Source organism: Thalassotalea sp. PS06 (assembly GCF_007197775.1).
Classification (GTDB): domain Bacteria; phylum Pseudomonadota; class Gammaproteobacteria; order Enterobacterales; family Alteromonadaceae; genus Thalassotalea_A.
Genome location: NZ_CP041638.1, coordinates 442,448 through 465,713 on the forward strand (window position 1 = coordinate 442,448; position 23,266 = coordinate 465,713).

At 39.4% G+C, this 23,266-nt stretch carries 14 protein-coding genes; 7 read left to right on the top strand and 7 right to left on the bottom strand.

Features of this window, described 5'->3' with window-relative positions; all coding sequences use genetic code 11:
* Window positions 1–196: 196 nt before the first annotated feature.
* The 7 genes from FNC98_RS01940 to FNC98_RS01970 form a co-directional block, all read right to left on the bottom strand.
* The gene (locus FNC98_RS01940; RefSeq protein WP_185968032.1) at window positions 197–2,269 is read right to left on the bottom strand and encodes a PKD domain-containing protein; all 2,073 of its coding nucleotides are present in this window, start codon (window positions 2,267–2,269) and stop codon (window positions 197–199) included.
* Between the two features lie 196 nt (window positions 2,270–2,465).
* Window positions 2,466–4,295, bottom strand: coding sequence for a CocE/NonD family hydrolase (locus FNC98_RS01945; protein ID WP_143579681.1), 1,830 nt, complete (start codon window positions 4,293–4,295; stop codon window positions 2,466–2,468).
* On the bottom strand, window positions 4,292–5,833 hold the full coding sequence (locus tag FNC98_RS01950) for a BCCT family transporter (protein ID WP_143579682.1): 1,542 nt from the start codon (window positions 5,831–5,833) through the stop codon (window positions 4,292–4,294). The genes FNC98_RS01945 and FNC98_RS01950 overlap by 4 nt, the downstream gene beginning before the upstream one ends.
* Before the next feature lie 207 nt (window positions 5,834–6,040).
* Window positions 6,041–7,027: an NADPH:quinone reductase gene (locus FNC98_RS01955; RefSeq protein WP_143579683.1), complete on the bottom strand. Its 987-nt coding sequence runs from the start codon at window positions 7,025–7,027 to the stop codon at window positions 6,041–6,043.
* 15 nt (window positions 7,028–7,042) lie between these two features.
* Window positions 7,043–7,843, bottom strand: coding sequence for an SDR family oxidoreductase (locus tag FNC98_RS01960; protein WP_143579684.1), 801 nt, complete (start codon window positions 7,841–7,843; stop codon window positions 7,043–7,045).
* Between the two features lie 36 nt (window positions 7,844–7,879).
* Window positions 7,880–10,270 carry a TonB-dependent receptor gene (locus tag FNC98_RS01965; RefSeq protein ID WP_143579685.1) on the bottom strand — a complete coding sequence of 797 codons (2,391 nt, stop codon included), beginning with the start codon at window positions 10,268–10,270 and terminating at the stop codon, window positions 7,880–7,882.
* 190 nt (window positions 10,271–10,460) lie between these two features.
* On the bottom strand, window positions 10,461–12,434 hold the full coding sequence (locus tag FNC98_RS01970) for a tetratricopeptide repeat-containing sulfotransferase family protein (protein WP_221932912.1): 1,974 nt from the start codon (window positions 12,432–12,434) through the stop codon (window positions 10,461–10,463).
* Window positions 12,435–12,543: 109 nt separating this feature from the next.
* On the opposite strand from FNC98_RS01970, the gene gcvA reads away from it, so the two are divergent.
* From gcvA to FNC98_RS02005, 7 genes are all read left to right on the top strand, one after another.
* Window positions 12,544–13,458, top strand: a complete 915-nt coding sequence (gcvA, locus tag FNC98_RS01975; protein ID WP_260680409.1) for a transcriptional regulator GcvA — start codon at window positions 12,544–12,546, stop codon at window positions 13,456–13,458.
* A 126-nt stretch (window positions 13,459–13,584) separates the two neighbouring features.
* Complete coding sequence (locus tag FNC98_RS01980; RefSeq protein ID WP_143579688.1) at window positions 13,585–14,283, top strand: CoA transferase subunit A; 699 nt, start codon at window positions 13,585–13,587, stop codon at window positions 14,281–14,283.
* 10 nt (window positions 14,284–14,293) lie between these two features.
* Window positions 14,294–14,953, top strand: a complete 660-nt coding sequence (locus tag FNC98_RS01985) for a 3-oxoacid CoA-transferase subunit B (protein ID WP_143579689.1) — start codon at window positions 14,294–14,296, stop codon at window positions 14,951–14,953.
* A 12-nt stretch (window positions 14,954–14,965) separates the two neighbouring features.
* Window positions 14,966–18,169, top strand: coding sequence for a glycoside hydrolase family 2 TIM barrel-domain containing protein (locus FNC98_RS01990; protein WP_143579690.1), 3,204 nt, complete (start codon window positions 14,966–14,968; stop codon window positions 18,167–18,169).
* Window positions 18,170–18,588: 419 nt separating this feature from the next.
* Window positions 18,589–20,619, top strand: a complete 2,031-nt coding sequence (locus tag FNC98_RS01995; protein ID WP_143579691.1) for a winged helix-turn-helix domain-containing protein — start codon at window positions 18,589–18,591, stop codon at window positions 20,617–20,619.
* A 449-nt stretch (window positions 20,620–21,068) separates the two neighbouring features.
* Window positions 21,069–21,869 (top strand): hypothetical protein, encoded by an 801-nt coding sequence (locus tag FNC98_RS02000; RefSeq protein ID WP_143579692.1) that lies wholly within the window; start codon window positions 21,069–21,071, stop codon window positions 21,867–21,869.
* Window positions 21,870–22,034: 165 nt separating this feature from the next.
* The gene (locus tag FNC98_RS02005; RefSeq protein ID WP_143579693.1) at window positions 22,035–22,847 is read left to right on the top strand and encodes a hypothetical protein; all 813 of its coding nucleotides are present in this window, start codon (window positions 22,035–22,037) and stop codon (window positions 22,845–22,847) included.
* The last annotated feature ends 419 nt before the right edge of the window (window positions 22,848–23,266 follow it).

Sequence of the window (23,266 nt, forward strand, 5' to 3'; positions counted from 1 at the left end):
AGATCATTTGATTATTATGCTCTGGTTTTCTATCGCAGACGGGGAGCGAAATTCGTTTTTCTAAGCAGATAGATTTGAAAAAAGAACTAGCTGAATATAGCCCAATGAGTGTAATTCTTAACACTTATGTTTAACGCAGGAAATGAATAGACAGGTCGGTAAACATAGTTTCACCGACCTGGATAATGGCAACGCTTTATAAATTAATTGACTGTTCTGACGAACAAACGCTACTGTTTTGTTCACAAACCTGGTAGGTATAAGTACCACTATTCATTCCATTAGATACGTCTTTGTAACTACCATCATTAGTAGTTGTCCATAGAAATTCGCCATTGCGGTAAATATCGACGTTAGAGCCTGTTGCATTCGTCCAGGAAAGGTTTACGACTAAACGGCCCTTTTGGCTGAGCGAGCCTGATGTAATTTCCATCGTAATATCGCTACCCGATGCTTGAGCTACGTCTACTTGCTGGCTACTGATACTACTCGCACCATCGTCATCGGTTACTGTTAACTCAACCGTATAAATACCATTAGCTGCGTAGTTGTGAACTGGATGTTGGCTAACAGATGTATTTCCATCACCAAAATCCCAACTATAGCCCACTATACTACCGTCTGAATCTGAGCTGGTATCTGTAAAGCTGGCGGTTAATTCGTTTGTATCAACAGTAAAACTGGCTGTAGGCGCTTGGTTTGTTGGTGGTTGCCCTGCTCCCACGGTAAGTTGTACATCGTCAAACTCTACTGAGCCCTGGGTGGCAAAAATATAGTTAAATAGCATCCAGACACCCGCCTCAGCGGTAAAGGTATGGCTATATTCTTGCCAGTCTGTCGTTACATCGAAAGCTTTAATTGCATAGGGCCAAGGGCTGCCATCTTCAGTTTTGTGTGTCCACATAGCTTGACCCTGGAAGTGCGTTTCAAACTTTGCCTGGGCGCCGGGAGCTGTACCTCTGACTTTAGCGGTAATAGTATATGTCTCTCCACCTTGAGTTGCACCACGGAGTAAATCACCGGTTGCATCGGTCGCTTGATGAACTCCACGAGCTTGAGTGTCAGCAGTTAGGCGAACATAGTAGTTACCATCAACTGCTCCGGCAGGGTCGTAAACCCGTTCAACGCCGGGATCATCAAAATAACGCCAACCGAAGCTGCCAAATGGCGCAACGTGCTCGAAACTACCGTTAGCAACGTTGCCATTTTTCGTGTAGGCATCCGCGATATCATTGGTATTTTGGATAGACCAAGCGGGGTTTAATGACGCAATATGTTCCGCTAACATATGAGCTTGGCCACTGTGATCCCACATAGAACCGTGGAACTGTTCCCACATCCAGGGATATTTCACCGCCGTTAAATTACCACCGACTTCAGCCACTACTTCATGACTGTAATTGGCAGGTTCGTCAAGATTCCAGCCATAAGCATTCCACAAAACAATATGTGGGGTGTCTCCATATACCGTACGTAAATCAGCGATTACCTTTTTATAACGACTTTTTATTTCCTCCTTTCCGGCGCCCACGTCATTAGCACCGGCATTGACAACAATGACATGCGGGTTAAAACCGCTTCGATAGTTAATATCTTGATCTTTATAATTTTGTGAAAAGATAAAGGATTGCACGTCGTTGTCACCATTAGCGTCTAGCGTTGCGCCGCCAACAGCTTGCAAGTTCATTTCGGCGTTTAACATACGTGTAACCATTGCCGGATACGCGTAATACCCACCGGATTCACCTTGATCTTGCTCACTATAGTTAGAGGTACCATCCATATTCGAATCACCTAAAAACTCAATTCTAAGAGTAGGCCTCGGTGGTGGGGCAAGCAATGAGCCATCAATATTAATGCCGTATATGGTACTGGCTGAGGTATATGCATAGGTGGTTTCTTTAAACAGCTCTATGGTATGGTCGCCCGCAGGGAGGTTATTTGCTAATGTGTAGGTGCTTCGTCCACGTGGCATAAAAATGCGATCAGGGCTTGGCACACCGTCAATAATTACACGGTATTGTTCCTGCCATTGATTGCCGTATGGACTGCGGGCACCAGCATCAATATCTATTGAGGCACTCGTTCCATTAAAGCGAAAAACTAGTTTAGAACCATGCCAGGTTACTTTGGGTGTGGATGGGTTATCAAAGTTCCAGCGCCCTGTGTATTGGATGTTGGGATCTGCAGGATCTATGACCTCCGCATTAGCCAATGGTGTGAGAGCGCATAAAAGCGCCAGTACTACACCTTTATTAATATTCGTCATTTTCATATTTCCCCAGCTTGGTTTGTCTTAGTTTTATTAATATTTATAAACAGGATTATATGAATATCACGTGTTATGTATGTCTGTGCAATGCAAATCGATATGTTTTAACTTGATGATTTTTCAATCTTTGTTGAGTAAATTTTAACGTTAGATAACCACGTAAATGCGATGCTTATTTCAGGATTTGAAATGGTTAAGGAATTATTGGTAGCTCAATATAAGAAGCTTTGTCTCCACCGTGAAAAACACTATTGACTGCGTTTACAAAGGTTGTGCCTAAGTGGTTAGGTTGACCAGTATTTAGATTACGTTCAAACCGAGGAAAGTTCGAGCTGCTAATTTCTACACGAATTCGATGTCCCTCAGCAAAGTAGTTACTACTGGCATTTAAGTCGACTTGAATCTCATATATTTGATTGGGTGTAATTAAAGACGGCTCACGTAAAGAGTTCCTGTAACGCATACGGGTAATGCCTTCTTGAATATTATATGCCGTACCATCTGGATATACGTCCACTAGCTTTACCGTAAAATCGGTGTCGGTAGTTGATGAGCTGACATAAATGTTTGCTTTGATTAACCCTGTCATTTCAATTCCCTGTTTAAGTGGGACTGAAGTATAGACAAGCACATCTTGTCGCAATTCTATGGTTGACTGGTCATAGCCACCCGCTCCGGTATCAGTACCCGTGCAACAAGTATGTCCACCGAGAGAAGGTACAGGATTTTCAGGTGTATAGATAAATTGATCTTGAGCAACAGAGCTTTTAGGAGATGTCACTAATCGGCCTCCACCTAATCGCGAGTTGGCTTCGGAAGTATGACTTAAGAACCACTTCTGATACTGTGTATTTTTTATTGGCCATTCGTTAGCTGTGCGCCATTCATCGGCACCTAACACATAGTAAGTAAGGAAAGGGCGCTGTGTGGCACTATTTTCCTGACCTTTAAGCCAATAATTGAACCAATCGAGCTGAATTTGATTATAAGGTTGCGCGGTATTTGCAAGCGGTCTGTTGCCAGCAGTTAACTCGTCATCTTTTTGCGGGAAATTACAATGGGTACCAGGTCCAATAATGACATACTGATGCTGGGTGTTTTTGTTTTGGGCTGACTGACGAAATTGTTCGGCCATCATTAACGTTTCGCGAGCGCCATAATCATACCAAGTATCAAAAAATAGATTGGGTACGGACACTGTGTCATCTTGCTTTACTAAATCCATATTCCGAAAATATACGTCGTCGGGAGAACGATTTCGCCACAATTGGTAATCACTAGGGTATGCGTGGCTTTTAGCAAGCAAATCAATCGTTGGTAATGACTTTAAGTTCGCCAAATGTTTTTTGAAATCATAGTCCGGTAGCATCCTAAAATGCTTTGCTTGTGGAGAATTGAACCAATGGCTTCGGGCCTGGCCAGTTAAATTCGGACCATAAAAAATGATTGAGCCGTTACTGGCAAACCAACCAGCAGTTTGGGCTAATTCGAACGCACCACCGCTAAAAGACTGCCACGCTCGACCTGGTCGATAATAACCGGATGCGGCTGACTGTGGTTGGCCGACAACTAAAGCTGGATGTTTTGTGGTTTCGAGAACCACTTGCGCCTCGCCCAAATAGGAGCATCCACTTAGACCAACCTTACCATTAGACCAAGGTTGAGCAACAATCCAATCTAATGTATCTATTCCATCTTCTCTTCGGCCATAACCGACTTTATAGTGGCCTTCTGATTCAAATCTTCCCCGGATATCTTGTATAACAACAATATATCCTTGTTCAATGAGTTGTCGCCAAACGGGATTCCAATCAAAGGTTTTATTTTTGTTGTAGACTGTTCTGATCAAAATTGTTGGTCTAGGTACCGTTGAATCTCCTTTAAAATAAACGTCAGTCGAGAGATGAATGCCATCACGCATTTTTACCATTTGACTCTTCAATATTTCAATCGCCAATAGTTGGCTGCTAAAAATACTGAGAAAAATTAAACTGAAGAAGTAATTAAAAATTCGAGTTGTCATTTGTAAAGCTCTTCAGATGACAAATGATCGGCTTGCAACATTTTTACCAACGAATAAGCGAGAAATGCACTGACAACGAGTAAAGGCAGAGAAACGACAATGGTTGTTGATAAAATCACTTTTAATCCGCCATCAATATACATTAGAGCAACAGGCACAATACCCAGAGCGCAAGCCCAAAAAAGTCGATTCCATCGATTCGGGTTTTGTCCTTCTTTCAATTTTGCGGTAGTTACCGAAGCCAAGGTATAAGAGGCTGAGTCATATGTGGTAACTAGAAAAACGACAGAAACAATCGCAAACAATAGTAAAGCGAATTGACCTAAAGGTAGCGCGAGAATAATTTTTGATATGGCTGTGGCTTCACCTGATGTGGCTATAAGGGCATTAATATTGAGCGTATTCGAAAGCTGTAAATCGATTGCGTAGTTGCCAAAGACAATAAAAAATAACCAAGCACCCAGGCTACCGAAGCATAACATACCTAATATTAACTGCTTAATGGTTCGACCTTTTGAAATCCGGGTTACAAATAAGCCAACAAATGGGCCATAGGCAACCCACCATGCCCAGTAAAAAACTGTCCAACTTTCAACAAAACCGCTATTGCTTACAGGATCAGTCCACAAACTCATCTCAAAAAAGTGTTGGATGATTAAACCTATGCTATTCGTTCCAGATTTAAGAATGTAGAGACTTGGACCTGCAACTAACACAAATAATAGAAGGGAAAAAGTTGCTATTAAATTTAGCTCTGATAAGCGTTTAAAGCCTTTATCTAACCCCAAAAAAGCGCTGCTACCAAAGATTACTATGCAAAATAGGACCACGGCAATCTCTAATACTAAGTCGTGGCTTACACCTAAAATTTCCGCAATACTCGCTGCAATCATTGGGGTCGATAGACCTAAAGAGGTACCCGCACCACCGATTAAACTTAACATATAAAGAAAGTCGACAATGCGTCCTTTCCGGCCACCAGCATTGTTGGCTTCTGCACTCGAATAAAAGTGACCGCAACCTGTACTTAGTCTTAGAAACGGAATTTTACGAACGTAAAATGGGTAGGCGATTGCAACTGCCGGTAAGCAGTATATTGCCCAAGCACTGATCCCCCAATGAAACAAAGGGTAAGTCGTTGCCCATTCTTTAGCTGCATTGCTGCCTTGGGCTATACCTAACGGCGGAGTTTTTAAATAATATGACCATTCAATGACTGCCCAATATAAAAGTCCAGCTCCGACACCAGCACAGAAAATCATGGTTATCCAGGCGAGTGTACTGTACTCAGGGGTTTCATCTTGGCGATAAGCGAGTTTAACTGATCCGTATTTGCTAAACGCCAACCATAGTAAAAATACTAAAGCCAATAAGGCATACCATTGGTAAATCCAACCAAAATGGCTGGTAATGCTATCATAGAGGGAGGTTATAAAGCTGCCTGAACTCTCATTAAAAACCACAATGGGAAAAGTTATACCAATAATTACCATCAGCGTGGTAATAAACATTGGCCGATCTATTTGACTACCGCTCATTAATAAATCCTTTGGTATTTTTATTATTCTTAAAAACGTCGCAGTCTTATTGCGGTGCAAATACTGCTACTTTTCTTGGAGGGTTTATTTAATTTACTTACGTAAATCAAAGACTATCAATTAAGTCGTATTAAATAAAAAGAAAATGGTAGTTTAAGAACAGCTTTTTTAAAAAGAACTCTTAGACTACCATTTAGGGAGAATCTGCTAAGCAATATTTACTACTACGCAACCACCAAAGCCACCTTTCTCTATTAGCTCATGTGAAGCAGCCATCTCTTCGAATGGCAAACTATGAGCAATACGGTGAGAGAAAAGCTGTTTTGATAAAACCGTATCAATATCAGAGATTGCTTGCTGTTTAGCTTCTTCAGGGATTGCGTAAACGATAACCATACGTATGGTAAGATCCATGAACATCATGCGTTTAAAAGGCAATTGTGGCTCAGGGACTACCATAGAGGAGTAAGTCGCAATGGTGCCGCCAACCGCAATACAATCTAAAACTTGTGGTAAATTTTGACCAAATTCAACCTCTACCACGCGATCTACTTTTTTACCCCCTGTCGCCTCCAGTACGTGTTGAGCCCAATTAATTTCCCGGTGATTCACTACATGATCCGCACCCATCTCCAGGCAAAGGGCTTTATCTGAGTCGTTACTGGCCGTCGCTACGACAGTAGCTCCACCGTATTTAGCCCATTGAATAGCATAATACCCCACACGGCCAGCGCCTCCTGTTACTAGTATGATTTTGCCTTCAACTGGACCATCGGCGAATACACAGCGGTGTGCGGTCATTACCGGAATACCTAGTACCGCGCCAACCTCAAAGGAGGCTTTATCTGCCAGTTTAGGGGCACGGCTTGCATCAATAGCAATATATTCAGCGGCTGTTCCAAAACGTCGGCCAAATTGAGCTTGATATAGCCACACACGCTCGCCAACTCTCCCTGGGTCTACACCTTCACCGACTGCTTCAATCATTCCTGCGCCATCACTGTGAGGAACGACCAAACCATCATCGAGCAAGTCAGGAAATGCCCCAGCACGTTTTTTAGTATCAGAAGGGTTAACTCCGGTTGTTTTGATTTTGACTAATACTTCGCCGGCTTTCGGGGTGGGCTTTTCAAGATCTCCTAAAACTATGGTTTCAGCTGGTGCTCCAAATGTTTTAAACCATGCGGCTTTCATAATTACTCCTAAATTTTATAAATTATTCGACAGGCTTTCAGTATGCCCGTCTAATCCAATTGCTTGGCCTGAAATACATGCCCCGAGTGGTGACGCTAAAAACGCGATAGTATTGGCGATATCTTCTGGTCCAACAAATAATCTCATTGAGCTTTGCATTTGGTAAATTTCACGAATTTTATCACTGCTAACTCCTCGCTCTGCGGCGTCTCTCTCTATAACGCCATCTATCCTTGAGCCTTTTACACTCCCGGGACATATGGCGTTTACGCGAATATTATCTGGGCCCAACTCCATCGCCCAGGTTTTGGTTAAGCCAATAAGCGCCCATTTGCAAGCCGTATAAGGGGAGCGTAATGGAAAACCGAAAAATGCAGCATTTGAGGAAATATTGATAATACTCCCTCCTTGCGGGTTATGTTTTAAAAGTGGTACAGCAAGCTTCGTAAAATAAAACTGCGCATGTAAATCTACTTCAACTGTCGCACGCCAATCTGTGGGGTCGATGTCTTCGACTTTTGCTGTTGGACCAGCAATACCAGCATTGTTAACTAATAAATCTAATTTACCATAGGTATCTCTTAACTCATTGTAAACCTTGTTAACCTGTTGATAATCTGACACATCGCACAACGAGGCAGATGCACTAGGGTTTGCCTCAATAAAATCTGAAATGGCTTTTTCTGAGATGTCGCAAATGTGTACATTTGCTCCTAGTGCCAGCAAATGTTCAGCAATCACTTTACCGATACCGCTTGCGCCAGCGGAAATCAAAGCAACAAAATTATCGCTTAATGTGATAATGGGCTTTGTCATTATCTATCCTTATCCTAAATCGCTTAAATTGATGGTTTATTCAAAAAGGTAACTAAACGATACTCCTATCGTTCTTGGACGATTGACAGTTATAGTAGAGTCCCAACTTGCGATTCCTTTTGATAACTCCGCACGCTCATCGGTTAGATTTCTGACGTAAATGGAGGCTGTCCAGTTACCAGCTTCAATACCTGCAGAAAGATTTGTAATACTATACGCTGCTAGATCTTCACGTTGGTCAGTGTCAAAATCGCCTCCTGAATATTTGAATATGTCGCTTTGGCGTTCGCCAACATACGAGTAGGTTGCTTGAATGTATCCATCGTAAGTCATCACAGGCACATAATATCGGGCAGAGATGTTGCCTTTAAATTCAGGAACGTTTGGTAACTCAGTACCCTCTGGCGAAAAATTATTGCCAACGGTTAGATCTTCTGCCAATTCAGCTTGGTTGTAACTTGCGGCAGCACTGAGTCGAAGATTAGCTGTTAACATATAAGTTAAATCTGATTCGATGCCGATAATAGAAGACTCGGTGACGTTTATTGTCAGGCCGACCGGAGAGCCAAACGAGGCATCATAGCGAGTCAACTGCATATCGTCCCAACTCATTGTGTAGATGGCACCATTGAATCGCAGGTTTTGATCTTCAGACATGGTTTTCCAACCAAGCTCAATATTTTCGACAAAATCGGCTTTATAGGTACGAGGAACTACCTCTGTCTCATCACGGTTAATACCGCCGGGACGATAACCTTCTGACCATGTTAAATAAATGAGTTGATTGTCAGTAAGTTGGTAACTGGTATTGGCTTTAAATATAGAGCCACTATCGTCAATATCTGTATCTACATCGATAATTGGAAACCCTGGGGCTATCACACCATATCCAGATGTACCTGATAATTTACTTTCATTTTCAAAATATCGTCCACCTAAAGTCAGAGATAGTTTTTCGTTTAGATCGTAGGTAAATTCGCCGAAAACTGCAGATTGATTGTCTTCTCGTTTTTGATCGGTAAGATACCAAAGATCTGGAACGCCAAACTGTTCAAAGTCAGGGCCTTTCGCGATACCTTCCATTACCCATTCTTGTCTGTAATCATGGCTCGAGCTCTCATGATATAGGCCTATGGTAAATTGAAAGTTCGAATCGCTGATGCTTTGCAATCGCAGCTCGTGAGTATCGCGCTCGTATTTATTGTCATCGTTATAGGCGATCATCATATTGGTGCAGTCGGCTGTTGCACTGCCATAGTATTCACAGCCGTAATACTGTATCCAGCTCGTGGAGTAATAATCGGTATAATCGGAATAATCACTGTTAAATTGAACATCGCGTTCCATGAGGGAGCCGGCATACACAAGTTCGGTATCCCCCAAGTCTCCGGTAATGGTCAAAGATGCTTGAGTAAATTCGTCATCCATGGTCTCGGGATTGAATCGTTGCACTTCTAAATCCCCAACTTCTCCGTTTGGTGCATCAGGGTCGTGATACCACACGCCATTTGTTTCTTGTTTTTGATATATAGCTGTCAGTACAGCTTCCCAGTCATTATTTATTTCAGTTTTTAAACTAGCCCTTAATCCCGAATTATCAAGCGTGTTAAAGTCTTCTTCTACGAAGCGTTCGTTGGTGTTTTCAACAAAAGATAACTCTCCACCATTAGTAAATAACGCAGACGTATGTGTGCCGGCAACATTATCTATATAACCACCGTCATGTTTATTCCAACCAACAACTCTGATCGCAGTATTGTCCGTTAGTGGTAAATTGACGAAACCTTCAATGGTATGGCTAGGTTCGCCCTCTTTAGTTGTACTAAAATCAACACTAACGCCAGATTCGAATGCGTCGACGTCTGGTTTATTGGTAATTATGCGCAGAGTACCTGATTGTGAACTTGCCCCAAATAGTGTGCTTTGAGGACCTGCTAATGCCTCTATTCGCTCAATATCATATATGTGTAAATCTAAGTTTCTGCCAATCGCTGTGACAGGCTGTTCATCCAGATAGATTGCTACACTCGGTTGAGAACCTGAAGCATTGCCGTCACCACCGTCAGCAGCACCGCGCATGTATACCTGAGCTTGACCTGGACCTGCACTGGTAAATGATAAGCTGGGTAGTAACAACGCATAGTCTTCAAAGTTTTCAATGCCTTGCTCTTCAAGGTCTGAACTCGATAACGCTTGAACACTACTTGGGACATTTTGAATATTCTCAACGCGTTTTCGAGAGGTAACTTCAATGATTTCAATCCCTGAAACATCTTTTGCGTTGTTCTCTTGAGGTTGAGCATGCGCAATAGGGGTAAAAATTGTTGTCGATAAAATGGAGCCAGCTATGACTGAACCGTAAAGCGCATGATTAATGGCTAATGAAATTTTGGTTTTGTTTTGAACTATTGTGGTTGCTCTTTTCATAAACCTTCCCCGTTTTATAATTTTTTATTTATTCTTATGGCGCGGCAACCTTCACTTAAAGTGTTAGCTAACCGGTTTATTTTTTTGGTTTTTTACTAAATAGCTGTTTCAGACTATCAAGCGATTAAAGTGAAGTTCAAACGAGTTATTGTTAACTACTGTTTAGAAAATCTAAACAGTAGTGTGAATATTATATTGAGAGCAATATTGATAAGTGATGTTGATATGGTTGCCAGGCGTCAAGTCCCTTAGTATTGATAGGCTGACGAACCTGTTCAGCGCTTGCTGTTGCAACAGCACGTTCATTTTTATAAAAATCTAGACAATTAACTTCAAAATTAAGATTAAGGAATTCTAATAGTTTCCGAATTTGTTGCTCGGTTTGATGGATAACATTTTCATATTGGATGGTAATAATATCGTCTGGAAAGCAGGATTGCCAAAACTCCATTTGCAACAAATAGTGTTGATAGTAATGTTGAATATTTTTCAAATCGTAGCTGAAGTTTTGTCCCGTGGCGAAAAGCTGTTTATAGCAACTGAAGCCGGAAGCGACAGGGTTTCTTCTCGCATCTATTATTTTAGCGTTGGGTAAAATGGTTTTAATTAAACCTATGTGCTGAAAATTATTTGGCATTTTATCGATAAAATACGGAGCGTCGTTACGCAAATGAGCACTGCTATTTATATATTCTTGACCTAATAACCACTTTTCTCGTTCCGTTAATTTAGCAATCGATTGCGGATACTCATCATTATCTTGCTTTTTCTTTCTATTACCTAATTTTCGAGCGAGTGAAACTATGTCTGCTAATTCTTTAGTTCCGTCGACTTGACTATGAGTTGCAAGGATTTGTTCTAACAACGTCGAACCAGATCGAGGGAGACCAACAATAAATATTGGCGTGGTTTTATGTGGTTTGCTGTGCTTCAAGGTTGAAATCGCAGATATTTTTTCTCGATTAAAATAAGCTTTGCTTCGTTGAACCAGCTGTTCTAACTCCTTTCTATCATAAGGCTCAAGTTCACTTTTTATTTGGTTACCGATTTGATAATAAGAAAATGACTCATCAATTTTCTTTTTTGATTCTAATGCTTTTGCAAGTGCAAAACATATTTGTGCGAGATTTTCATTTTGATGTTGATGACACCGTGCGTAGCTTTGATGCATTTGAGTGACTTGTTCTTCATTAAATTCATACGTCTTTAGATTTGCTAAGCTCCAGTATGCGTCACCATAATCCGGGTTGAATTTCAATGCGTTAAGGTAAGCGCTAACGCACTTTTGCTTTTCCCCTGTGGTTTTATATGTATGACCTAATGATGCCCATAACTCGGGTTGATTAGGCTGTGCTTCTAACAATTCCTGATATAACGATATAGATTCCTTATATCGGCCTAACTTCACTAATGTAGCAGCTTTAATTGTTAGTATTGGAGGGTGATTTGGTTGCTGTTTTTCCAGCAATTGAATTTGCTTTAAGGCTTCTTTGTTTCGTTCTCGCTTGGTCAGCACATGAGCGTAATTAAGGCGGGCTAAACTATATTTAGGTGCTAAGGAAAGTGCTTTTTCAAACAAACGTTGGGCGTCGTCGAAAACCCCTAAATTTAATGCGATTTCACCCAGCAGTCTTAGGGCACTTACATCATTTGGATGTTTATTTAGGTGCTGTCTGACTGCTTTTTCGCTGGATAAAAAATCCTGTTTAAAAAACTGCTTTAGTGCTTCACCTAATACTGGAGAGCTGGCGGATAATACCAAATGCTTTTTAAAAGCGGTGTCGGCTGAAGCATGATTATTTAACTTATATTCACTTTGACTTAATTGAAACCAAATCTGCGAATTGTTAGGAAAGTACTGGATACTGTTTTTACACAATTCCACGGTAGTTTTAACAGAATTAAGTTGGCTCGAAATGTTTGCACGAACGACGTGCGCTAATTCGATATTGGGATTTAATTTAATAACTTTGGTGATTGAATCAAATGCGATTTCAAGTTTTTTAAGTTGTTGAGCCGCTATCGCAACCAGAAGATGAGAGTCCGTTGAATCAGGTGAGTTTGCTACTGCGGCTAGGCCAATACTGTATGCTTCTCGCGATTGCCCGCTCGCCAATAGCTTTTGCCCTCGTTGAATTAAATGCATGATTTCAGATTGTGTCATATTAAATTTATTATTGTTTTTGATGATATTGACAGTGTTATTGCCATTTGACAAATTGAAGTTACCTAATTAACTTGAGTTTTATTCAACTGGAATTGAGTAAATAATAATGAGAAAAATACCACCACTTAATTCTCTAAAAAGTTTTGAGGCGGCAGCGAGGCAAGGTTCTTTTAATGGCGCTGCTGATGAACTCTGTGTTTCTGTTTCCGCAATTAGCCATCAAATAAAACAATTAGAGGCTTATGTGGGCGTTGATCTGTTTAGTCGTAAAAACCGAAATATTGAGTTAACAGATGCTGGCATAAAATATTATCCGGTCTTAAGGGAAGCATTTGATTTGCTCGCTTATGGTACCGAAAAACTGCTGAAGCCACAGGATTCAAAAACGCTCACAATTCAGCTGTATTCCACTATCGCTATTCGTTGGTTAATCCCCAAGTTACCAGATTTTCAGAGGCGCTATCCGGAAATAAATGTCAGATTACATACATCTCATGAAGATGTTGATTTTTCTCATAGTGATGTTGATGCTTGCATAAAAATTGGTTCGGCAAGGGAGGCTGACCTCGATTATAGCTATTTATTTACTTCAGAGTTATTTCCTGTTTGTAGCCCCGGTTACCTGCAAAAATTTCCAGCTCAACTTACTATTGATAACCTTAAAGATGCGTCGCTACTGCAGGTACACCCGTCAAAACATGACTGGTTGTTCTGGTTGAAAAATGCCAAACTTGAGAATGTTGACCCTGATTCAGGATTGCAATTCGATAGTTATGATCACGCGTTATCGACTGCGTTACAAGGGTTTGGAATTGCTATTGGTATGCAACCTTACCTGCAGACGGAGTTAGCAAGCGGTATGTTAATTGAGCCATTTCCTGAATTACGCTGTTCTCACCTATACAGTTGGTACTTTGTTTGTAGAAAAGAGAAGTCACATTTTAAAAAGATAAAAGTATTTCAATCTTGGTTAATCAAACAAATTGAAGAAAGTGCTGACCTATCAAGGCTGAGAAAGTAATGCCAACATCTTGTCTTTTTTAATTTGTTTAGTTTTTCTAAACAACCCCTTCAAATTTATCAATTGTTTTCTTTAGTTAAAACTTCATAGTAAGCCTTATTTAGAATTAGAAAAAGTAAGGTGTTTATGGCTGGGTTTGACAAAGTTGTCACCGATTACTCGCAAGCAATGAGTGGTCTGGAAGACGATATGGTTGTAATTTCCGGTGGCTTTGGGATTTGTGGCATTCCCGAGGGATTGATTAGCGAGATCAAACGTAAAGGCACTAAAGGATTAACCGTCGTGTCCAATAATTGTGGTATCGATGGCTTCGGCCTGGGCATTTTACTCAAAGATAAACAAATTAAAAAAATGATCTCATCTTACGTCGGTGAAAATGCATTGTTTGAGCAGCAGTTGTTAGATGGGGAACTAGAGGTAGAGCTAACACCACAAGGAACATTAGCCGAAAAAATGAGAGCTGGCGGTGCCGGAATTCCTGCATTTTATACCGCAACTGGTTATGGCACCTTAGTAGGTGAAGGTAAAGAAACGAAATGTTTCAATGGAAAAAATTATATTCTTGAGCAAAGCATTGTTGGTGACTTTGCCATTATCAAAGCGTGGAAAGCTGATCGCTATGGCAACTGCATTTATCGTCACACCGCGCAAAATTTCAATCCTATGGCCGCAACCGCCGCTAAGATCACCGTTGTCGAAGCCGAAGAAATCGTTGAGCCTGGCGAGCTAGAACCCTCCATCATTCATACTCCGGGAATATACGTAGATCGCGTTATAAAAGGTGATTTTGAAAAACGTATCGAAAAAATAACATTAAGCAACTAAAGGTAAATTTATGGCATTAACAAGAAAACAAATTGCTATGCGTGTTGCGAAAGAGTTTAACGACGGTGACTACATCAATTTGGGAATAGGTATTCCGACACTTGCTGCTAACTATATCCCTGATGGTGTAGAAGTGATGTTGCAATCTGAAAATGGGTTGTTGGGAATGGGGCCTTACCCAGAAAAAGACAATGTCGATGCAGATATGATAAACGCCGGTAAAGAAACCGTCACCGCTGCCACTGGAGCGGCTATTTTTAGTTCTGCACAATCTTTTGCGATGATTCGTGGCGGTCATGTTGATGTAACCGTGCTTGGCGCTTTTGAAGTTGATCAACAAGGAAATATCGCATCATACATGATCCCAGGGAAGTTAGTTAAAGGCATGGGAGGTGCTATGGATTTAGTTGCTGGTGCTGAAAATATTATCGTCACAATGACACATGCCAGCAAGGACGGAGAGTCTAAATTAATGGCTAAATGCTCGCTACCTTTAACAGGCGTTAACTGTATCACCAAAGTTATTACCGATTTGGCTTACCTTGAAATTGCCAATGGTGAGTTTGTTCTAAGAGAGAGAGCTCCTGGCGTTTCAGTTGAAGAGATAGTCGCCAAAACCGCGGGCACACTTATCGTTCCGGGAGACATCCCTGAAATGTCTTTCGCTTAAACGGAAACGATAATGAAACGATTAACTATTTTATTTACATTTTTAATCGCACAATTTGGTGCAGTTAATCTTAACGCAAAGAAATCAGAGTACTGGCAAGATTTAAGTGTTTATAAAGTTAACACAGAGCTACCTCGCGCAACTTTTATTCCATTTGATAGTGCTGAAAAACTCAAAGCCGATGATTATAGTCGCTCACCCTATTACAGATTACTAAATGATAACTGGAAGTTTTTATGGTCAGCTAATCCGACTGCGGTGCCGGACAACTTTTATGAGATAGAGTATGAAGACTCGTCTTGGGATCAACTCCCGGTGCCAAGCAATTGGCAAATGCACGGTTATGATTATCCAATATATAGCAATATCAAATATCCTTTTCCTAAAAATCCACCTTATGTACCAAGCGATGATAATCCTACAGGGGTTTACCGGAAATCGTTCCAAATACCGCCAGAATGGAGAAACAAACAAGTATTTATTCACTTTGGAGCAGTAAATTCAGCATTTTATTTATACGTGAATGGACAACAAGTTGGTTACAGTGAAGGGTCTAAGACTCCAGCAGAATTTAATATCACTGAGTATTTGCAACCCGACGAGAATTTATTGGCGGTAAAAGTGATTCGATTTAGTGACGGTAGTTACTTAGAAGATCAGGATTTTTGGCGAGTATCCGGAATTGAACGTGATGTATTTTTGTTTACTACGCCAAATGCATACTTGAGGGACTTCTTTGCAAAAACAACCCTATCAGATAATTATCAAAATGGTCAGTTGGATTTATCACTTGCTTTTGAAAACAATGACGCACTGGCTAAGCAGTTAACTGTTGATATTGAATTAAGCGAGGCTGAGACTAGTAAACCTGTCGTAAAAGATAGACGTACAGTCACAATCTTGTCCAATCAGCAACATGAGATAAATACGAAGCTGACTGTTAAGCATGTCAATGCCTGGTCGGCAGAAATGCCTAGCCTCTATCAGCTTTCACTGAAAATAAGTTATCAAGATGGCACTCCGTCTCAATATATCGGTGAACAGATCGGATTTAAAAAAGTCGAGCTTAGCGATGGTCAACTTTTGTTAAATGGTAAAGCTCTATTATTGAAAGGCGTTAATCGTCATGAACATAACGAGCGCACAGCACACGTAGTGAGTAAAGAAGACATGCTTGCTGACGTTAAAATGTTTAAAGAAAATAATATTAATGCTGTTCGCACATCTCATTACCCGAATGACCCTTACTTTTACCACCTTGCTGATAAATATGGTTTATATGTAATAAATGAGGCCAACATAGAGTCGCACGGGTTTTATTATGAGCCAGAGGATACACCTGCTAATAAACCTGAGTTTGAAGCGATGCATTTAGCTCGAATACAGCAAATGGTCGAGCGCGATAAAAACCATCCATCGATAACTTTTTGGTCAATGGGAAACGAAGCGGGTGATGGCTTAACCTTTGTAAAAGGTTACGATTGGCTAAAACAACGAGACGACTCTCGATTAACAATTTACGAAAGAGCTGAACAGAAATCCATTTACACTAAAGACACTCGACCTCATCAAGATGCCGTCACATGGATGTATGCATCAATGGACTGGATTAAGCTACAATATTTGGGACATTATCCCAATCGACCATTTTTCTGGATAGAGTATTCCCATGCGATGGGGAACTCTAGTGGCAACTTTAAAGATTACTGGGACACTGTTCGCAATGAAAGACAGTTGCAAGGCGGCTTTATATGGGACTGGATGGATCAAGGCTTAATCACACAAAACCATAATGGAGAAGAGTTTTGGGGATATGGTGGAGACTTTGAACCTGAAGGCGTGCATCACGATAATAACTTTTGCTTAAACGGGTTAGTAAATCCGGATAGGACGCCTCATCCAGCACTTTTTGAAGTTAAAAAGGTTTACCAAGACTTTCACTTTGCTAAGCAATCAAAGTCGACGTTCAGTATTTATAATGAACGTTTCTTTGCAGATTCATCTGATGTGAGCATCAAATGGCGCCTTATTGAAGATGGCAAAGTGATTAAAGAAGGTATCGTCAACAAAGAAGTTCGAGCTCAAAGCACTGCATTGATAGATTTAGCCAGTCAATTACCAAAGTTTAAAAAGGGCAAAGAGTATTTCATTAATTTCTATGCTTATGCCAAAGAAGGGTTACCGATAATCGATGCAGGCCACTTACTTTCAAGTGAGCAAATTCAATTACAAAAGGGTGAATTGAATAAGCTTATTACAGAAAATGAAGCCGGAATATCAATTGTTCGCGAGCGTGAGCAGACCGTTATTGACGCGGGAGAAACGTTAATAACGTTTGATCGATTAGGTTACCTATCTGGTTATCAGGTGAGAGAAACTCAACTAATCAAACAACCTCTTAAGTTTAATTTATGGCGAGCGCCGACAGACAATGATTTTGGAGGAGATGAAAATGCCTACGTAATTAAGGCGCAGCCCTGGAAAAGAGCAACTTATAATCAAAAAGCGCTTGGTATAAGTGTCATTTCGCACACGGACAAACTTCTTGTACTCGAACAACAAGTGGAATTGCAAGAAGTGGATTCAACGATGAGCTACCGTTATAACATCAGCAGCGATGGTGTCATTAAAGTTGATGTGGCATTTTCCTTTCATGGTGACCGAACTAAAAATTCATTTAGTTCGATACCGCGCATCGGTAGCAATTTTCAATTGCTGAGTGAATTTGACAATGTCACCTATTATGGCCGGGGCCCGCATGAGAATTATTGGGATCGCAAAAGCTCATCATTTGTAGGGCTTTATCAGGGCAAAGTTGAAGATCTGGCATTTAACTATATTCGCCCTCAGGAAAACGGCAACCGCAGTGATATACGCTGGGCTTCTTTCGTGAATAATGATGGCTTCGGCGTAAAAATATCCGGCCTCCCGACGTTTGATTTTAGCGCACATCATCAACCATTACAGGACTTTGATCCAGGCATTAAAAAAGCCCAGCGTCACTATATTGATATTGTGAAAAAAGACTTAGTTAGTGTGAATGTGGATTATAAGCAAACGGGGGTCGGTGGCGACAATAGCTGGGGCGCAACCGCATGGGAAAAATATCAATTGAAGCCAAAAGATTATCAATACTCATTCTTACTGAGTCCTATTGTTCAACAGTCAGTTTCAATCGGAAAGACAATCAGGATAGGTACTCATAACGATCTATAGTGGCCAATGTTGATTTGCATCCTAAATTGAGCCAGTTTTAACGAAAGATTGCATTAGAAAGTCAGCCATCAATCTAACACCAACAGACTGATTTGTAGGATATAAACTCATCTGGGGTGGGTCAAATTTCAATGCAAATTGTGGATCAGGTTTAAGTGCAAATTAACACTTTTTACTTAAGGACTGAATTTGGTTGATTGCCTAAGTAGGCTTAATCCGGTAATTTGGATAAGCAGCCAGGGGCTGTAATGAGCGATCTAGAAACATTCGTCAAATATCGGTTTATTGAATGACATGCCGTGTTATTCCTCAGGGGCTGCATTGATAATAGCGCTCCCCAAAAAACAACTTGGTCTGTTGAAGTAAACTAATATCTGTTAAAGTTCTAGCAAGCTAGATGTTGTATTTGTGCTAAGTTAATGGAAGAAAAAGATTTATTTGAAAAGTGGACTTTTAAGGCGCGTGAGGCTCTTTTAGTTCATGAAAGTGGTGAGTCCATTATTATGGAAGCTAAAATAGCTAAGCTTCTAATGTACTTTTTGGCTAACCCAAATAAAGTTATAACGAGAGATGAATTACTAGAGCATGTGTGGGATAAACGAATTGTCTCAGATTACACAATCAATTCCACAATATCTGAACTTAGAAAGCTGTTGAACATAGAAGGCAGCAAAGAAAGAAACAAATATATAAAAACTCATCCTAAAATTGGCTATTCATTTGTTGCGGCAATTAAAACCACTATTGAAAAGGAGCAATCTCAACCTCCAGTAGCCAAAGAGAATAAATTAACAGAAAAAATTATAGCCTTATCATTATTTTTCATCACTCTCTTGGTTTTTGTTTTTTTTGTGGGCAATTCTCACCCTGAGAACATTGAAATTACGGGCAAGAAGTTTCTTTCTTATAAAGATGGTCAAATATCTTATCCGAGCATTTCAAGTGATAAAAAATATATTAGTTATATCCGGATGCATGAAGGTTCTGGGCAGTTCCAACTTGTAATCAAAGATTTTAAAAGTACGGAAATACTCTATGAAAGCGATGTCGAAGAAAATATAACTTCAGTTGGTTTTGCGAAGGGTACCAAAGATATATTCATTCAAAAGCATGAGAGCGATAGTTGTGAACTATATAAAGTAGCTTACACACACGAAAACAAGTTTGAATTTAGAGAAACAGCACATTTAGTTAGTTGTGGGTCTAATATCATTACATCACCTATAAGTAACCTGAAAAATAAGATCTACTTTTCTGGGAAAGTAAATGAAGATATCGGAATTAATATCTATGAACTAGATATCAATACAGGTGAAATCGAATCAAAAACTGGTGATATCCATTCGACTGATTTTAATTATTTTCACCATTTGAATAAAGACGATTTATTAATAGTTAGGAAAGAAAATTCTAAAGTTTATTCCTTAGTAAAATTAAATCTTAGTGACGGTGTTACAAAGAGTCTTCATACTGTAGATTATCCTGTTTTTTCGGCTTTTTGGTTAGATGAAAATCAAATTGTATTTCCTAAAAAAGAAGAGTTGATGGTTTTCGATTTAAAAACGAATAAAGAGTCATCATTTTTAACATTAGATGATCGCATTTCTTTTGCTGAACTCATCGCGCCAGAGGAGTTACTTGTTGTCGAAGGTAGGAGTTTAAAAAATAACATCTATCATGGGCTGATAGGTAAAGGCGCTGCGACATATTCTCAAGTAATTTCGTCGTCGTTTTTAGATAAAGAACCTGTAATGAATAAACATAACCAAATTGCATTCACTTCAAACCGCACAGGAGTTTCTCAAATTTATTTAAAGAGTAAAGAAAAATTAACTCAACTGACCTCTTATGATGAAGATAAAAATTTAAGCAATTTATCGTTTTCTAATGATGGCGAAAACCTTCTTTTCATCAAAAATTTCAATGTATTCACACTCAACATTCAAAATTTAGTTATTAAACCTATTCATACCTTTGAAGGAAAGGTTATGAGTGCTGTTTTTGCATGCGATGGTCGAGCGATATTATATACTATTCACTCGAAAGGCTTGACTAACCTTTATTTAAATCAAGAGGGTAAAGTATCTCTAATTAATTCCAATGTGGATTTAGTTAAAAGTGATTGTCTTGAGAATAAATATGCGGGGTACTTGACTGGGGATCAATTAATTAAAATATTCAACTCTTCAATGAAACTAGAAGATGTAGTTAAGTACAAAGCTAAACATGAAATCTCTTCCAACAATAGTTGGGAATATTCGAACGGGAAGCTCTATTTTGCATCTGCGGAGTCGCTTCTTAAGTTTGATATGGATACTGATGAGATAGAAAACATAAATTTGCCATTTAAAGGGGTATGGAACTTTTCACTTTATGATGATTCTATTCTTTTTAGTAAACATACCGCAAACAACTCTCACGTAAGCAGTTACACATTAAAAAGGCACTAAATATAAGCTATATAAATAACTAGCAATAAATTCCCAATAAAATAGAGTGAATTTTATACACGATAATTTAATGAATTTGCGTACTATCTGTGATGAATTCATAGTTAGGAGTACATTGTTATGTTGATCAAAAAACTTTTGCTTTATTGATAACCGCAAATTGTCTATTTATGGCCAGCATTAGCACGAGTGTCGTTGCTCATATCGAACTGAGTGTTGATGATCCTGAAACTCTTTGCCAACCTAAACCTTGGTGTGAAAAAGAGGACTAGCCTATGCACAGAGCTTTTATTGGGAAAATATTGCCTCAGTAAAAAATATTTTGATTTTATGGGGAGTGCCGCTCCCCTCTTTAATTCTTTTGTTGATGACGTGAGAATGAATTTGAAGTTGGCTTTGCTTCAACTTGCATAATAAAAATTCATTACGTTTGAAGGACAAAAATCAAAATGAAACTGTCTACGAAAATAAAAAATGTAGTTTTAGCTGCATCGTTAGCATTTACTTCTCAAGCGAACGCATCAATTTTCATATTTGATGATATTGCAGAAAATCTTGTAACTGCTTCCCCTGGTAATTTTGGAATTATAAATAGTCTGTTTGAAGTTAACGTCTATACGGGACTTTCTAATGCACAAGTCCAAGAGATCAAAGATACTGTTGTCGGCTCTTTGAGCGTAACTCAAGTCTCTGCTTTGCAACAGACTATTGATTCGGCTGCGGATAGTATGTCTGTATATTCGAAAAGCAGTAGTGGTTTCAATTTAGATAGTGTAGAAAATCAAACCTCAAACGCCGTTAATCACGCCGCTTTTAACCCTATCAATGTAACAGATCATTATTTATTAACTGGTCACCTTGGCGTAGCTATTGGGTTGAGAGTTTCTTTCTTCGAGGAATTAGTTAACACAGGGGAGTTTGATCAACAAGACTTAGAGTCTTCATTACAACCCCTCTACAATAAATACCTTCAAGCAGGGAATGACACGGATAGCTATATTAATGGTGAAGTTCGAATGACTTCCCATCAAACCACAAACTGTACAATTCGAGCCATTTGTTATGACTATAAGGTACGTGACGAAATAGACGGCGCTACATATTGGTATAGATACCAACATCATGGTTCGTTTGGTTACAATGCAGCGAATAATAAGAAGAATCAACTGATTTCGTCATATAAAGATCAATTTAAAGGCGCAAATTACACTTCATCTCTCGCAAGCTTAAAACAGCAAGCAGGTCTTTAATACTTCAGGAGGAGCTAGCCTTTTAATGCTAGCGATTAACAACATGTACAGAATTTATTTATTGTTACTTTCAACCTTATTGGCGTCGGCTTGTTCTGACGATAATGACAAACGGTTAAAATAGAAGATATTGATTTTACTTCAGATATCGTTAAAGAATGTGTGTTGGCATCATCTTCAGATGATGGACTTGTTTATGCGGACGAGTTAGTTGAATTTTTCTGTAATGCTACGTATATAGACACAACTGCAGATCTTGCAAACTTTCCAAACCTAGCGAGTGTTGGTTTCCATGGAGTAGGTAATAGCAGCATCATTAATGCATATGACTTTCCTGGGATTAGGAACTTCGCTCTAACATCTTCAAAACTGAATTATCTCGATGTTAATAATTTAGAAAACCTAGTAGAACTTGATCTGCAAAATAACCTATTACTAACCACAGTCGATGTTTCCAATGCGGTTAAGTTAAAAGAAATTACTATTAGCGAGAGTCCTCTGGAAGCAATTGATTTAATTAATTTAAGTGAGCTGGAATCTTTGCATTTGTATACGAAGTTTTTTTACATTGATGAAGACGGAAATGGGCTAGTTAGTGAAGGAAGTTTAATATCACTTTCATTGGAATATAACGAGAAGCTAACTGAAGTAGTTATTACAGGAGCAAGGTTTTCTTCTTTAACTCTTAAAAATCATGAGGCTTTAACTCAATTGATTGTTGAAGGTGATATTCAATTTGTAGATTTAGATTTACCGTCTTTAATAACGTTGAATTTAGAAAGTAACGAGTTGGGAAATATAGATCTCAGCCTATTACCTAATATCGAGAATTTAAATCTTTCTTCAAATCATCTCACTGAAATTGATTTTTCGTTTAACCCTTCGCTAGCCGAAGTTGATCTTACGAATAATAAATGGACTGATGCTTCTTTAGAATATTTAAGTAACATTGATTGGATTGAAAATTTGCTCTATTAATCAACGAGATTGAACGAAGTGCAACTATCCTGAAGAAACAGGGGGTTATCTCTTTGTACTGTATTTTTGGGGTGATTACCAGGGAAATAAATAAGTAAAAATGTGGGGCGGCACCCCTAAATTATGGGCTCGAATTAAATTGGGGCTGATTATTGTCGCCCTACTTAATTTTTTAGTTTTTTGTATACCTGAAAGCAGTTTATCTGGCATAACGCAAACACTGGGTGGTTTTTAGTTACTTGCTATATTACACCAGCAGATTGATAGTAGATGACTCGAAAATTCAATTGCGATAACCCAAGCGTTAACGTAAGTGCTTTTTCTTCCCAGTTTGCTTGTCTAATCTAGCGTAAGCTCCTGATAAACAGAAAATAGTGTTATCATCCTCTAATTCGGTGGTCTATATCAATTCTTCCTTT

What these genes read in the sequence shown, in the direction of transcription:
- FNC98_RS01955 (WP_143579683.1), bottom strand. Translation starts at nt 7,027, where the DNA reads ATGAAAGCCGCATGGTTTAAAACATTTGGAGCACCAGCTGAAACCATA.
- gcvA (WP_260680409.1), top strand. Translation starts at nt 12,544, where the DNA reads ATGAGAAAAATACCACCACTTAATTCTCTAAAAAGTTTTGAGGCGGCA.
- FNC98_RS01980 (WP_143579688.1), top strand. Translation starts at nt 13,585, where the DNA reads ATGGCTGGGTTTGACAAAGTTGTCACCGATTACTCGCAAGCAATGAGT.
- FNC98_RS01970 (WP_221932912.1), bottom strand. Translation starts at nt 12,434, where the DNA reads ATGACACAATCTGAAATCATGCATTTAATTCAACGAGGGCAAAAGCTA.
- FNC98_RS01950 (WP_143579682.1), bottom strand. Translation starts at nt 5,833, where the DNA reads ATGAGCGGTAGTCAAATAGATCGGCCAATGTTTATTACCACGCTGATG.
- FNC98_RS01995 (WP_143579691.1), top strand. Translation starts at nt 18,589, where the DNA reads ATGGAAGAAAAAGATTTATTTGAAAAGTGGACTTTTAAGGCGCGTGAG.
- FNC98_RS02000 (WP_143579692.1), top strand. Translation starts at nt 21,069, where the DNA reads ATGAAACTGTCTACGAAAATAAAAAATGTAGTTTTAGCTGCATCGTTA.
- FNC98_RS01965 (WP_143579685.1), bottom strand. Translation starts at nt 10,270, where the DNA reads ATGAAAAGAGCAACCACAATAGTTCAAAACAAAACCAAAATTTCATTA.
- FNC98_RS01990 (WP_143579690.1), top strand. Translation starts at nt 14,966, where the DNA reads ATGAAACGATTAACTATTTTATTTACATTTTTAATCGCACAATTTGGT.
- FNC98_RS01945 (WP_143579681.1), bottom strand. Translation starts at nt 4,295, where the DNA reads ATGACAACTCGAATTTTTAATTACTTCTTCAGTTTAATTTTTCTCAGT.
- FNC98_RS01940 (WP_185968032.1), bottom strand. Translation starts at nt 2,269, where the DNA reads ATGACGAATATTAATAAAGGTGTAGTACTGGCGCTTTTATGCGCTCTC.
- FNC98_RS01960 (WP_143579684.1), bottom strand. Translation starts at nt 7,843, where the DNA reads ATGACAAAGCCCATTATCACATTAAGCGATAATTTTGTTGCTTTGATT.
- FNC98_RS01985 (WP_143579689.1), top strand. Translation starts at nt 14,294, where the DNA reads ATGGCATTAACAAGAAAACAAATTGCTATGCGTGTTGCGAAAGAGTTT.